Annotated in this window: 10 protein-coding genes and 1 pseudogene; 6 read left to right on the forward strand and 5 right to left on the reverse strand. The window is 70.6% G+C overall.

Annotated features, from left to right (window positions below; all coding sequences use genetic code 11):
* The first annotated feature begins 40 nt into the window (after positions 1 to 40).
* The 3 genes and pseudogenes from ACIQPT_RS33045 to ACIQPT_RS33055 all read left to right on the forward strand — a co-directional run bounded on the left by ACIQPT_RS33045 (position 41) and on the right by ACIQPT_RS33055 (position 2,621).
* Positions 41 to 829, forward strand: a complete 789-nt coding sequence (locus ACIQPT_RS33045; RefSeq protein ID WP_401161358.1) for a class I SAM-dependent methyltransferase — start codon at positions 41 to 43, stop codon at positions 827 to 829.
* A 158-nt stretch (positions 830 to 987) separates the two neighbouring features.
* A pseudogene (locus ACIQPT_RS33050) lies at positions 988 to 2,060 on the forward strand (IS701 family transposase); the annotation flags it as partial.
* Between the two features lie 348 nt (positions 2,061 to 2,408).
* Positions 2,409 to 2,621: a hypothetical protein gene (locus tag ACIQPT_RS33055; RefSeq protein ID WP_401161360.1), complete on the forward strand. Its 213-nt coding sequence runs from the start codon at positions 2,409 to 2,411 to the stop codon at positions 2,619 to 2,621.
* Positions 2,622 to 2,646: 25 nt separating this feature from the next.
* Here the strand turns inward: ACIQPT_RS33055 and ACIQPT_RS33060 are convergent, their stop codons facing one another.
* Entirely contained in the window at positions 2,647 to 3,093 is a 447-nt protein-coding gene (locus ACIQPT_RS33060) for an SRPBCC family protein (protein WP_401161362.1), read from the reverse strand.
* Positions 3,094 to 3,429: 336 nt separating this feature from the next.
* Between ACIQPT_RS33060 and ACIQPT_RS33065 the strand changes: the two genes are divergently transcribed.
* Together ACIQPT_RS33065 and ACIQPT_RS33070 are read left to right on the forward strand one after the other, a co-directional pair.
* Positions 3,430 to 5,643 (forward strand): HelD family protein, encoded by a 2,214-nt coding sequence (locus ACIQPT_RS33065; RefSeq protein WP_401161435.1) that lies wholly within the window; start codon positions 3,430 to 3,432, stop codon positions 5,641 to 5,643.
* A gap of 89 nt (positions 5,644 to 5,732) precedes the next feature.
* Positions 5,733 to 6,860: an AI-2E family transporter gene (locus tag ACIQPT_RS33070; RefSeq protein WP_401161363.1), complete on the forward strand. Its 1,128-nt coding sequence runs from the start codon at positions 5,733 to 5,735 to the stop codon at positions 6,858 to 6,860.
* A 124-nt stretch (positions 6,861 to 6,984) separates the two neighbouring features.
* On the opposite strand, the gene ACIQPT_RS33075 is transcribed toward ACIQPT_RS33070, so the two are convergent.
* Entirely contained in the window at positions 6,985 to 8,025 is a 1,041-nt protein-coding gene (locus ACIQPT_RS33075; protein ID WP_401161365.1) for an NAD(P)-dependent alcohol dehydrogenase, read from the reverse strand.
* A gap of 161 nt (positions 8,026 to 8,186) precedes the next feature.
* Between ACIQPT_RS33075 and ACIQPT_RS33080 the strand changes: the two genes are divergently transcribed.
* The gene (locus ACIQPT_RS33080) at positions 8,187 to 9,116 is read left to right on the forward strand and encodes a helix-turn-helix domain-containing protein (protein ID WP_401161367.1); all 930 of its coding nucleotides are present in this window, start codon (positions 8,187 to 8,189) and stop codon (positions 9,114 to 9,116) included.
* Between the two features lie 49 nt (positions 9,117 to 9,165).
* Here ACIQPT_RS33080 and ACIQPT_RS33085 read toward each other — a convergent pair whose 3' ends face one another.
* The 3 genes from ACIQPT_RS33085 to ACIQPT_RS33095 form a co-directional block, all read right to left on the reverse strand.
* Positions 9,166 to 9,825, reverse strand: coding sequence for a class I SAM-dependent methyltransferase (locus ACIQPT_RS33085; protein WP_401161369.1), 660 nt, complete (start codon positions 9,823 to 9,825; stop codon positions 9,166 to 9,168).
* A gap of 68 nt (positions 9,826 to 9,893) precedes the next feature.
* Entirely contained in the window at positions 9,894 to 11,405 is a 1,512-nt protein-coding gene (locus tag ACIQPT_RS33090) for an MDR family MFS transporter (RefSeq protein WP_401161371.1), read from the reverse strand.
* 6 nt (positions 11,406 to 11,411) lie between these two features.
* Complete coding sequence (locus ACIQPT_RS33095) at positions 11,412 to 12,353, reverse strand: NAD(P)/FAD-dependent oxidoreductase (protein ID WP_401161373.1); 942 nt, start codon at positions 12,351 to 12,353, stop codon at positions 11,412 to 11,414.
* Positions 12,354 to 12,389 lie beyond the last annotated feature (36 nt).

A 12,389-nucleotide genomic window follows, 5' to 3' on the forward strand; every position in this document is an offset into this window, starting at 1 on the left:
GGCCAGGAACCGAACTACTGGAGCACACGTCTCCCGCACCATGACCTCAAGCGAGCACCAAGAGCACCCGTTTTCCACCAGGCTGGTTTCACCATCCTCGGTATGTGTGGATCCGTCGAAGACCAACGACTACAACAGCTTCGCCGAGGCGTACACGGCCGCGAACGAAACCAACCTGGTCAATGCCTACTATGAGCGTCCCGCGATGCTGGCCCTCGCTGGAGACGTGGCTGGCCGGCGGATCCTCGACGCCGGCTGTGGCTCGGGGGCCTTGTTTGCCGCGCTGCGCGACCGTGGCGCCATGGTGAGTGGCTTCGATTCGAGCGCCGGGATGCTGGGGCTTGCCCGGCAGCGGCTCGGCGACGGTGCGGATCTGCAGGTGGCGGACCTGGGCAGCCCGCTTCCCTACCCTGATGACACGTTCGACGATGTAATGGCGTCCCTGGTGCTGCACTACCTGGAGGACTGGGGGCCAGCGCTGGCCGAACTGCGACGCGTACTCAGGCCCGGCGGTCGGCTGATTGCGTCTGTCGACCATCCCTTTGCCGTAAACCTCATTCACCGCGAGGCCGGTCGCGAGGCCGAGTGCGACTACTTCGACACCACCAAATGGACCGTAGAATGGAGCATGGGCGGCCAGACCACCCTGGTGAGTCGCTGGAACAGGCCGCTGCACGCGATGATCGAGGCTTTCACCGGGGCCGGTTTCCGGATTACGGTCATCAGCGAGCCGGAGCCTGATCCCGCCGCCCGCGAGCTGTTCCCCGAGGCCATCGCGGCCGAACCGCGCTTCCTGTGTTTCCTGTTCTTCGTGCTGCAAGCGGATTAGTACTCCGGTGTGCAGTCTCGCCATGGCCCAGGCGACGACGGCCAGTACGGCAGCGCCTGACGCTGGCGGCCGCCGCGAGATGATCAAGGGTTGTGTGGACTCCTGAAGATCGTGCGGTGGCCGCAGGCCATAGCGTAGACCCTGATTGATGGCGGGCGATGTTCGACCAGGTCATGGCCCGGATCGCGGGCAGGTTCGGGCGCGTTGAGCCCCGGGCGGCGGCCCGTTCCTACCTGCTCGGGCTCATGGCGGGCGTCGAACGGAAGAACTGCTGGCAGGTGGCCGAACGAGCGGGGCATAAGCGGCCGGGGCCCCTGCAGCGTCTGCTGAGGTATGTCCGATGGGACGCCGATGCGGTCCGCGACGACCTGCGTTCCTACGCCGCCGAACACCTCGGCACCGACAATGCTGTTCTCGTCGTCGACGAGACCGGTTTCCTGAAGAAGGGCCGGTCCTCGGCGGGAGTGCAGAGGCAGTACACGGGCACCGCCGGACGCATCGAAAACGCCCAGGTCGGCGTGTTCCTCGCCCTGGCCACCAGCCGGGGCCGGGCCCTGATCGACCGCCGGCTCTACCTGCCCGAGCGTTCCTGGAGCACCGATCCCGAGCGCCGCCGTGAGGCAGGAATACCCGAGAGGTGGAGCTCGCGACCAAGCCCCGTCTGGCCGGGGAGATGATCACCGCCGCGCTGGACGCCGGGATCGCCGCCTCACGGGTGACCGGCGACGAAGCTTACGGCCAGGACCCCCACCTGCGGACTGTCCTGGAAGCACGCGGCGCCGGCTACGTGCTGGCCGTCGCCTGTTCGGCCCTGGTGAGGATCAACCACGGGCGCACCACAGTCCGCGCGGACACCGTCGCCGGGCGCCTGCCCGCCACGGCCTGGCAACGACACAGCGCCGGAAGAGGCGCGAAAGGCTACCGCCACTACGACTGGGCCTGGATCCACATCGGCACCGGAAGCCACCGCCACCTGCTGATCCGCCGCAACCGGACCACCGGCGAACTCGCCTTCCACCTGTGCCGGTCACCCACCACCGCGACACTGGCCGAACTCGTCCGCGTCGCCGGTGTCCGCTGGAGCATCGAGGAGTGCTTTCAGGCCGCCAAGAGCCATGTCGGCCTCGACCACTATCAGGTCAGGCACTGGACATCGTGGCACCGGCACATCACCCTCGCCATGCTCGCCCTGGCCTTCCTGACCGCCGTCGCCGCCGACGCGGCCCCCGGCCGACCCGCCGACCGGAACTTCCCGACTCAGGACAGCGACCCGATCTCCCTGACCGTCCCCGAAATCCGCCATCCGCTCACCGCGGTCTTCGCCCCGCCAGCCGCGACCGCAGCCAGGCTGCTGCACTGGTCCATCTGGCGCAGACGCCACCAGGCAACAGCCCGGCGCAGCCACTACCAACGGCGGTCTCTCGACGAACCTACTGGATAGGCCACGAAACCAGACTGGAGTACTAGGACCCGCCCCCACGCCGAAACCCACGAAGATCGGGCGTGCCGGAGCCTGCCCCTGCCCGACGCACCCCCATATGCTTCGCCTTCTGCGTGTTCGCCCGCTTCAGGAGGTCCCGTGCCGGCCCGCGCCATGTACTGCTACACGTGTGATGCCGACGAGCGGCACCGCTCCCTCACCGCCGCCGAGAAGACCTGGCTCCGGGGCCGGACGGGCCGGCGGAGCGTCGACGAGTTCTTCATGTGCCAGGCGCCGAGTTGCCGCAATGTGCGCAGCGGGTTCAACAAGCACCCCTTCGACCCCGTGATCCGCGTGCCTCTGCCGGACTGACCGGCTGTCGGACCGGCCCCATCGCTCAGGGTGCCTCGACGGCTTCCTTGATGCGCCGTCCGAACGCCGGCGCGTCCTTGCGTGCCGCGCTTCCCGCGAAGCCGACCAGCAACTTGCCGACCCCGTGGCCCTCCAGGACGTTGAAGAGCCTCACCTGCGTGCCGCCGTCCGGCGTGCGCTCGAGGTCGTAGCCGCCCTCGGCCGCGGTGATGAGGTTCTTGGACTGCTCGTGCCAGCGGATACGGGTCGGGGCGGAGAGTTCGCTGATCTCGAAGTCGCGCCGGGTCGTCATGCCCGCGTCCTTGACCGTGCTGTGGAAAACGGTGCCGACGTGGGTCGGCCCGTCCGGTGATTTCTCGATGCGCTGCACCCTCGGGCTGAACTCGGGGTCGTGCGAGCCGTCCGCGAGGTAGGCGAAGACCTCTTCGATGGGCCGGTCGATGTCGACCGTGGCTTCGAAACGTGTGCTCATGGCTCTCTCCGGTGACTCTCCGGTCAACTGGGACGCGGCGACGCGCAGCGGGAGATACGACGGGAACGGTCACCGGTGGAGGGGCCGGGAACGGTCACCGGTGGAGGGGCGACCGCGCTCGGCGCGTCGCCCGGCCCACGCTACCGGAGCCGGGCGGGGTCAGCCTGTCGGCCGTCCGCCGGGCGCGAAAAATCCCCGGACCGTAATTGCGGTCCGGGGATTGTCCCGCGTATATTCGATTCTTCTGCGCACATGCAGAAAGGCCCCGCTCGGGGGCCTTATGATTACGAATATAACTGGCGGGGAGCCGTTTTGTCAAACCGGGAAAGCGACGAATTGCGGGAAGAGCAGGAATTCATCGATCGGCTCCATGCCCGGGTCGACGCCCTGCGCGGAGTCGCGGCCGACGGTGTCGAGCACGCGCTGACGCCGGTCGGGACGGGCCAGCAGGCGCGGCTGGAGCGCGACATCCTGGTGGCGGAGCGCTCGGGTCTGCTCGCCGCGCTCAACGCGGTGGACGGCTCCTTGTGTTTCGGCCGCATCGACCGCTCCGACGGGCTCGCGCACCATATCGGCCGTATCGGTATCCGTGAGGACAACACCGAGCACACTCCTGTTCTGATCGACTGGCGTGCGCCGGTGGCGCGTCCTTTCTATCTCGCCACGGGGCACACGCCGATGGGGCTGCGCCGGCGCCGGCACATCACCACCGAGGGCCGCACGGTCACCGAGCTCCATGACGAGATCCTGGATCTCGGGGACCGCGACCGCACCGGATTCGAGGACCCGAACGGTGACGCCGTGCTGCTCGCGGCGCTCAATTCCGCGCGCACCGGGCGCATGGGCGACATCGTGCGGACCATCCAGGCCGAGCAGGACGGCATCATCCGGGCCCCGCACCGCGGCGTCCTCGTCGTCGAGGGCGGCCCCGGCACCGGCAAGACGGCCGTCGCGCTGCACCGGGCCGCCTTCCTGCTGTACGAGCACCGCGAGCTCCTCGCCAAGCGCGCCGTGCTCATCGTGGGCCCCAACCCGGCGTTCCTGCGCTACATCGCGGAGGTGCTGCCCGCGCTCGGCGAGACCGGGGTGCTGCTCGCCACGCAGGCCGAGCTGTTCCCCGGGGTGCACGCCACCGGTACGGACACCCCGCGCGCCGCCACCGTCAAGGGCGGCGAGCCGATGGCCGAGGCCCTCGCCCTGGCCGTACGCGACCGGCAGCGGCTGCCGGAGCCCGGGGCGGCGATGGTGATCCCGCACGAGGACGGCGGGGATCTGATCCTGGACTGGGAGATCGCCTACGAGGCCCGGCAGGCGGCCCGCGACACCCGTCTGCCGCACAATCTCGCCCGCCCCCACTTCGTCTTCCGGGTGATCGACGCGCTCACCGCGCAGCTCGTCGAGCGCATCGGCGCGGACCCCTACGGCGGGCCCAACTTCCTCGGCCCCGACGACATGGCCCTGCTGGGCCGGGACGTCGCGCTGAGCAAGGAGGTGCACGCGGCGGTGGACGAGCTGTGGCCGCCGCTGACCCCCGAGGCCTTCCTCGCGGACTATCTGGCCGATCCGGTGTACGTACCGGAGGAGGACGCCGAAGCGATCCGCCGGCCGTCCGGCGCCGGGGCGTGGACCCCCGCCGACGTACCGCTGCTCGACGAGGCCGCCGAGCTGCTCGGCGTCGACGACAGCGCGGAGAGGGCGGCGGCCGAGGCGGCCCGTCAGGAGCGGGTCGGCTACGCGCAGGGCGTGCTGGAGCTGTCGCGGGGCTCGGAGAGTTACGAGTTCGAGGACGAGGAGTCCGAGGTCCTCGCCGCCCACGACATCATCGACGCCGAGCGGATGGCCGAGCGGCACGAGGAGGCCGATCACCGGACCGCCGCCGAGCGGGCCGCCGCCGACCGCACCTGGGCGTTCGGGCACATCATCGTCGACGAGGCGCAGGAGCTCTCGCCGATGGCGTGGCGGCTGTTGATGCGCCGGGCGCCGACCCGCTCGCTGACCCTGGTCGGCGACCCGGCGCAGACCTCCGAGGAGGCGGGCGTCGGGTCCTGGGAGAAGATTCTGGGGCCGTACGTCGGGGACCGCTTCGAGCACGTCACGCTGGAGGTCAACTACCGTACGCCCGCGGAGATCATGGAGCTGGCCGCCGGGGTCCTGCGGGAGAAGGACCCGTCGTTCACCGCCCCCGTCTCGGTGCGGTCGACCGGTGAGAAGCCGTGGAAGCGGGAGGCCGAGGGGGATCTGGCGGGCGCGGTGGCCGAGGCCGTCGTGGAGCTGACGCCCCGGGAGGGGCGGCTCGCGGTGATCGCGCCGCGTGCGCTGCACGCGGAGATCGCCGCACCGCTGGACGGCGTCGTGGCAGGCGAGGCACCCGATCTCACGCACCCGGTGGTGCTGCTGGATCCGCGCCAGGCCAAGGGGCTCGAGTTCGACCATGTGCTGGTGGTGGAACCCGCCCGGTTCGGCACGAGCGATCTGTATGTGGCGCTCACCCGTGCCACGCAGCGCCTCGGCATCGTCCACCGGGAGGAACTGCCCCCGGCGTTGCGGTGACGGGACCGGCGGGCCGCCCTCGTCGCGGTCGGCTTCGGCGGGCCCCGGGGGTGGCCGGGACACGGTGATCGAACCCATAGGGTGACGCCATGTCTTCGCCATTGAGTTCGACAAAGACCGCGGCCGCTCTCCGCACGTCGGCACGGGTCTCCGCTGAGCTGCTGCTGGTCCTCGTGGCGGCGGCGGTCTCGCTGTGGGTGCTGGGCCGGATGTGGTCGGTCGTATGGCCGCTGATAGTCGGTCTGTTCCTCACGACGCTGACCTGGCCGCTCGCCCGTTTCCTGCGCCGGCACGGCTGGCGGCCCGCGCTCGCCGCGTCGGCGGTGACGGTGTTCGCCCTGCTCGTGGGGGCGGGCATCGTGGCCCTGATCGCGGTGCCGGTGGCGGACCAGTCCGGGCAACTGGCCGACCGGGTGGTCGAGGGCATCGACAAGCTCCGCGCGTGGGCGGCCGGTCCGCCGCTGAACATCGGCGACGACCAGATCACCGGTGCCCTCGACACCGCGACCGCCAAGCTCCAGGACAGCGTCGGCAGTGTGGTCACCACCGCCGTCACCGGAGTGAGCACCGTGGTCAACGGGCTCGTCACCGCGGTTCTGGCGATCTTCCTGATGTTCTTCTTCCTCAAGGACGGCCCGCGGTTCCTGCCGTGGCTGACCCGTCAGCTTCCCGGCAGGCTCGCCACCGACATCCCCGAGGTGGCCGCCCGCAGTTGGGACACCCTGGGCGCGTTCGTACGGTCCCAGGCGTTCGTCGGTCTGCTGGACGCGGTCTTCATCGGGATCGGCCTGTGGATCCTGGACGTGCCGCTGGTTCTGCCGCTGGCCGTGCTGACCTTCGTCTCCGCGTTCGTGCCGATCGTGGGGGCGCTGTTCGCCGGATTCGTGGCGGTGGTCATCGCGTTGGTCTCGAACGGGCCGATGGACGCCCTGATCGTGCTGGGGATCATCGTCGTGGTGCAGCAGTTGGAGGGCAATGTGTTCCAGCCCATGATCCAGGGCCGCGGGCTGGGTCTGCACGCGGCGACGATCCTGCTCGCGGTGACGCTGGGCGGCAGCCTGGCCGGTGTGGTGGGCAGCCTGCTCGCCGTGCCGGTGGCCGCGCTGCTCGCGGTGGCCTGGAACTACCTGCGCGAGCAGCTCCTGGAGGAGCCGCGGGAGCCGGAGTCCGGGGCCGAGCCCGAGGATCTGCCCGGCGGTTCACCCGTCCCGTCGTAGCCTCCCGCACCGTCCCGTCGGGGGCGGCTCCGGGAGGAGTTCGTCGGACATGCCTGTGCCCACCGGGTCGCGCGAACCGGTGGGCACAGGCGTGCGCGGAGGGGATCTCCGGGCGGGCGAGGGCTCAGATGGTGGCCGTGTCGATGACGAAGCGGTAGCGGACGTCGCTCGCGAGAACCCGCTCGTACGCCTCGTTGACCTGGCTCGCGCCGATCACCTCGATCTCGGCGCCGAGCCCGTGCACGGCGCAGAAGTCCAGCATCTCCTGGGTCTCCTTGATCCCGCCGATCGCCGAGCCCGCGATCGACTTGTTGCCCAGGATCAGGGAGAAGAGGTTCAGCGAGATCGGCTCCTCGGGGGCACCCACGTTGACCAGGGTGCCGTCCGTGCGCAGCAGTCCGAGGTAGGCGCCGAAGTCCAGCGGGGCCGAGACCGTGGAGAGGATGACGTCGAAGGTGCCGGCCAGCTCCTCGAAGGTCCTGGGGTCGCTGGTCGCGTAGTAGTGGTCGGCGCCCAGCTTGAGCCCGTCGTCCTTCTTGCGCAGCGACTGGGAGAGCACCGTGACCTCGGCGCCGAGCGCGTGCGCGATCTTGACGGCCATGTGGCCGAGACCGCCGAGGCCGACGACGGCGACCTTCTTGCCGGGGCCCGCGCCCCAGCGCTTGAGCGGGGAGTACGTGGTGATGCCCGCGCACAGGAGCGGCGCGGCCTCGTCGAGGGCGATGCCCTCGGGGATGGAGACGGCGAACGCCTCGGTCACGACGATGTGCGTCGAGTAGCCGCCGTGGGTGGGCTCGCCACTGCGGTCGAGAGCGTTGTACGTCTGGGTGTTCCCCTCGGCGCAGTGCTGTTCGCGGCCCGTGCGGCAGGCGTCGCACTGTCCGCAGGAGTCGACCATGCAGCCGACGCCGACGCGGTCGCCGACCCGGAACCGGGTGACACCGGAGCCGGTCTCGGCGACGATCCCGGCGATCTCGTGGCCGGGCACCATCGGGAAGATGCCCTCGCCCCAGCCGTCACGGGCCTGGTGGATGTCGGAGTGGCAGATTCCGGCGAACTTGATGTCGATCAGGATGTCGAACTCGCCCACCGGGCGACGCTCGATCGTGGTGCGCTCCAGCGGGGCCTTGGCACGGGGAGCGGCGTAGGCGGCAACGGTGGTCATGCCGGAGGTTCTCCTCTGGTGATGCGGTAGGAACGTCTCCCAGCATCACGCCGCGACGGATGTTTACCCAGGTCACCGCTTTGCCTACGTCCAGCGGTCCTACTACTGACGGGGACAGGCTCCGGTGCGTACGACCGCGGAACACAGGAATAATGGAAAGCATGGATGATCAGCCAGAGGCCGCCGCCCCCGAGCCGCTGGACCGGCGGGCCGAGCTCAGCGAGTTCCTGCGCACCCGGAGGGCCAAGCTCCAGCCGCAGGACGTGGGGCTGCCGGAATTCGGCCGGGCCCGTCGGGTGCCCGGTCTGCGCCGGGAGGAGCTGGCACAGCTGGCCGGGGTGTCCGTGGCGTACTACACGCGCCTGGAGCAGGGCAACGGGCGCAATGTGTCGGCCGAGGTGCTCGACGCGATCGCGCGGGCGCTGCGGCTCACCGACGCCGAGCACGCGCATCTCACCCACCTGGCCAGTCCCGCGCGACACAAGAAGAAGCGCCGGCCGGCCAGGGTGCAGCGGGTGCGGACCGGGCTGTTGTATCTCCTCGACAGCATGGACGGCATCCCCGCGTACGTGACCGGGGCCCGCTCCGACATCCTCGCGTGGAATCCGATGGCGGCCGCGGTGTTCGGCGACTGGGGCGCGCTGCCGCCGGCCGAGCGCAACTGGGCGCGGCTCGTGTTCCTCTCCCCCGGCTACCGGGACCTGTTCGTGAAGTGGGACGCGAAGGCCTCGGACATGGTCAGCTATCTGCGGCTGTACGCGGGCTGCCACCCCGACGACCCGGAGCTGTCGGCGCTGGTGGGCGAACTCTCGGTCAAGAGCGACGAGTTCAGGCAGCTGTGGGCCACGCACAACGTCAAGGAGAAGGGCCACGGCGTCAAGCTGCTGCGGCATCCGCTCGCCGGTGACCTGACCCTGTCGTACGAGACGCTGAACCTCCCGGACGACGAGGAGCAGCATCTGGTGACCTACCACGCGGAGCCGGGCTCGGAGTCGGCCCAGGCCCTGCGTCTGCTGGCGAGCTGGGGAGCCGACGCGGGCCGGGCGGATGTGATCAGCGGCGTGGTGCGGGGTCCGGCCGACGAGCGGTGAAGACGGGGTTTCCGGCCGGAATCGCCGGGTGGCGTCGGAGGGCTTCCGCTCAGGCGCGTTCGACCGTCATGCGGGCGAACAGTGGGAGAGGGATCCAGGGTGTGCCGGTGACGAGGGTGCGCCGGACGGTGCGACCGGCGAACTCCGGGCGGGCCGCGACGGTCCGGTTGAGCGGCTCGTCGGACGTCGCGCGGAAGTCGTAGATGACGATTCGGCCGCCGGGGCGCAGGACCCGCGCCATTTCGGTGACGGCCTCGGGCACATCGGCCCAGTGGTGCATGCTCAGGGTGGAGACGACGGCGTCGGCGCTGGCGTCGGGGAGCGGTAGCGCGCCGGCCTCGGCGAGGTGGATGGTGACGCGGTCTCCGTAGCCGTGTTCCCGCATGTTGTGCCGGGCCCGCTCGGTCATGGAGGCCGAGACGTCGACGCCGTGCGGACGGAGGTCGGGCCGTCTGCGGGCGATGTCGAGGAGGAGCCGGCCGGGGCCGGTGCCGATGTCGAGGACGAGCGCTCCTTGCGGGGCCCGGCAGACGTCGTCGGCGGCCCGGCGGTAGATGCCGCTGAGCAGCCTTCCGGAGAGCCGGTCGTACGCCTCTCCGCTGATGCCCATCCCTCCGGGGTCGGCCTCGTGGGATCGGTGGTCGTGGCGCTGTCCGGCGAGGCGGTGGAGGCCCCGGTGGGCGGCGTTGAGGAGGATACGCATCAGCATGGCTTTCGGTGTGGAGGAGCGGCGGACGAGAGGACGCGTGGCCTCTCGTCCGCCGGTGGCCGGGTTGTTCAGGCGGCGCCGGGTCGGGTCGCTGTGCCGGCCGGGTCGTGGTCCTCGGTCCCGCCGTCGGTGCTCGGCTGCGGCGCCTGCTGACGCGGCAGCAGGCCGATGAGCAGCGCGAGCACCAGGGCCAGCGGCGCGCCCCAGACGAAGACGTCCGGGATGGCCGCCGCGGTGGCCTCGGGGGTCACCGGTCCGGCGCCGATCTCACGGCTGAGCAGGCTGCCGAAGAGTGCGACGCCGATCGCCATGCCCAGGCCGCGGATGGAGAGGTTGGCGGCGGTGGTGGCGGCCAGGTCGGGCGGTGCGGCGGCGTTCTGGGAGACCACCACGAGGTTCTGCATCAGCAGACCGAACCCGATGCCGAGGACGGCCATGGCCACGGCGACCAGGAGGTACGGGCTGTCGATGTCGAGCAGGCCGAGCCCCAGGAACGCGATGCCGAGCACCACGGCGCCGGTCAGGAGATAGGGCTTGAACCGGCCGCTGGCGCCCGCCTTTCCGCCGGTGACGGCGGAGACGACGAGGAAGGGGATGAAGTACGGGTTGAGCGCGAGGCCGGCTTCGGTGGCGCTCATGCCGTACGCCGCCTGGAGGAAGGTCGGCATGTACACCACGGACCCGTAGAGCAGCATGCCGAGGATGAGCGTGGCGGGCAGGACGAGCCGCAGTGAGGGGTTGGTGAACAGCCTCATCGGCAGCAGCGGATTCTCGGCCCGGCCCTCCCACCACACGAAGAGCGCGAACAGAGCGAGGCAGGCCGCGATCAGGCCGAGGATCGTGCCGGAGGCCCAAGCGTGGTCGCGGCCGCCCCACTGGGTGATCAGGAGCAGGCTGACCACGCCGCCGATGAGCAGCGCGGAGCCGGCCAGGTCGACCTTGCCCCCGGCGACCGGCTTCGGCACCCGCAGCGCGAACATGCACAGAAGGATGGACAGGATGCCCAGCGGAACGTTGATGTAGAAGATCCACCGCCATCCGAAGCCGTCCGTGATCGCGCCGCCCACCAGCGGGCCGCCGAGGCTCGCGAGGGCGAAGACGCCGCCGGTGAGGCCCTGCACCCTGCCGCGCAGATGCGTCGGGTAGAGCTCGGAGAGTGTGACGGTCGGGATGACGAAGAGCGCTCCGGCACCGATGCCCTGGAGCACCCGTGCGGCGATGAGCTGCGGCATGGACTGGGCCATGCCGCACAGCAGCGAGGCGACGACGAAGAGGACGACGGCGACGACGAAGACGCCGCGCCGTCCGTAGCGGTCGCTCAGCCGGCCGTAGAGCGTCCCGGTCGCGGTCGAGGCGAGTACATACGCGGTGACGACCCAGCCGGAGGAGCTCGCTCCGCCGATGTCGGAGGCGATGTCCGGCAGGGCGATGGCGACGACGGTCTGGTCGAGTACGGAGAGCAGCATTCCGAGCACGAGTCCGGCCGAGGCCAGCGGGACGTTGCTGCGGTGGGACGGTGTCTCGGAGCCGGCGCCGCCCGGACGGTGGGCGGGTGTTTCGGCAGTGGTGCCTTCGGACATGGTGAGTCACGCCCTCCCGGACGCAAACGGGTTGGGAAGTTTGAAGTCGACGCCGACGAGGTCCTGGTCGATGACGCTCCCGGCGACGGTTCCGCTGGCGGCGGCCACGACGGCGGCCAGGGGTATCGGCACGGTGGCGCGCCGGGCCATGTCGCCGGCGGCGTAGACGCCGGCGACGCTGGTCTGCGCGAACTCGTTCACCTCGACGCAGCCGTCGGGGAAGTCGTCGCAGCCGAGCCGCTCGGCGAAGTCGGCCCGCTGGTGGAGGGTCGTCTTGATGAAGACGGCGTCCCTCCCGATCGAGGAGCCGTCGTCGAAGACGATCCGGCGCAGCCGGGTGTCCTCGTGCTCCAGCCGGGCGAGCGGGGCGCAGTGCACGGCGACGCCGTTGGCCTCGAGGACGCTCTGCATGACGGGTTCGAGCGAGGCTCCGCCGGTGCACAGGGCTATGTCGTCGGTGAAGCGGCTGAGGTGGAGTGCCAGCCTGACCCGGTCCGGCGCGGCGCCGAGGACGGCGATGCGGCTGCCGCTGGCCTCGAAGCCGTGGCAGTAGGGGCAGTGGAAGGCGCTCTTGCCCCACAGCGCGTCCACGCCCTGGAGGTCGGGGAGTTCGTCGCGGAGGCCGGTGGCGAGCAGCAGCCGGCGTGATTCGACGAGCTCGCCGTCGGCCAGGGCGACCTCGAAGTGGTCGTCGGCGAGGCGGCGGACCGAGTCCACGGTGGTGGCGGCGGTCCGGACCGTCGGATAGTGCCGCAGGTTCTCGTGACCGAGGTCGCGCAGGGTCTGCGGTGGCGTGCCGTCGTGGGTGATGAAGTTGTGCACGGCGTCCGCGGGTGCGTTCCGGCCCTCTCCGCTGTCGATGAGCAGCACCGTGCGGTGGGCTCGTCCCAGGGTCAGCGCGGCGGACATTCCGGCGGGTCCGCCGCCGACGATGATCACATCGAGCATGATTCCTCCTGCCTCGGCGGGGACGGGGAGCGTCCC

Source organism: Streptomyces sp. NPDC091289 (genome assembly GCF_044757365.1).
Taxonomy (GTDB): domain Bacteria; phylum Actinomycetota; class Actinomycetes; order Streptomycetales; family Streptomycetaceae; genus Streptomyces.

What these genes read in the sequence shown, in the direction of transcription:
- ACIQPT_RS33045 (WP_401161358.1), top strand. Translation starts at nt 41, where the DNA reads ATGACCTCAAGCGAGCACCAAGAGCACCCGTTTTCCACCAGGCTGGTT.
- ACIQPT_RS33060 (WP_401161362.1), bottom strand. Translation starts at nt 3,093, where the DNA reads ATGAGCACACGTTTCGAAGCCACGGTCGACATCGACCGGCCCATCGAA.
- ACIQPT_RS33070 (WP_401161363.1), top strand. Translation starts at nt 5,733, where the DNA reads ATGTCTTCGCCATTGAGTTCGACAAAGACCGCGGCCGCTCTCCGCACG.
- ACIQPT_RS33075 (WP_401161365.1), bottom strand. Translation starts at nt 8,025, where the DNA reads ATGACCACCGTTGCCGCCTACGCCGCTCCCCGTGCCAAGGCCCCGCTG.
- ACIQPT_RS33080 (WP_401161367.1), top strand. Translation starts at nt 8,187, where the DNA reads ATGGATGATCAGCCAGAGGCCGCCGCCCCCGAGCCGCTGGACCGGCGG.
- ACIQPT_RS33085 (WP_401161369.1), bottom strand. Translation starts at nt 9,825, where the DNA reads ATGCTGATGCGTATCCTCCTCAACGCCGCCCACCGGGGCCTCCACCGC.
- ACIQPT_RS33090 (WP_401161371.1), bottom strand. Translation starts at nt 11,405, where the DNA reads ATGTCCGAAGGCACCACTGCCGAAACACCCGCCCACCGTCCGGGCGGC.
- ACIQPT_RS33095 (WP_401161373.1), bottom strand. Translation starts at nt 12,353, where the DNA reads ATGCTCGATGTGATCATCGTCGGCGGCGGACCCGCCGGAATGTCCGCC.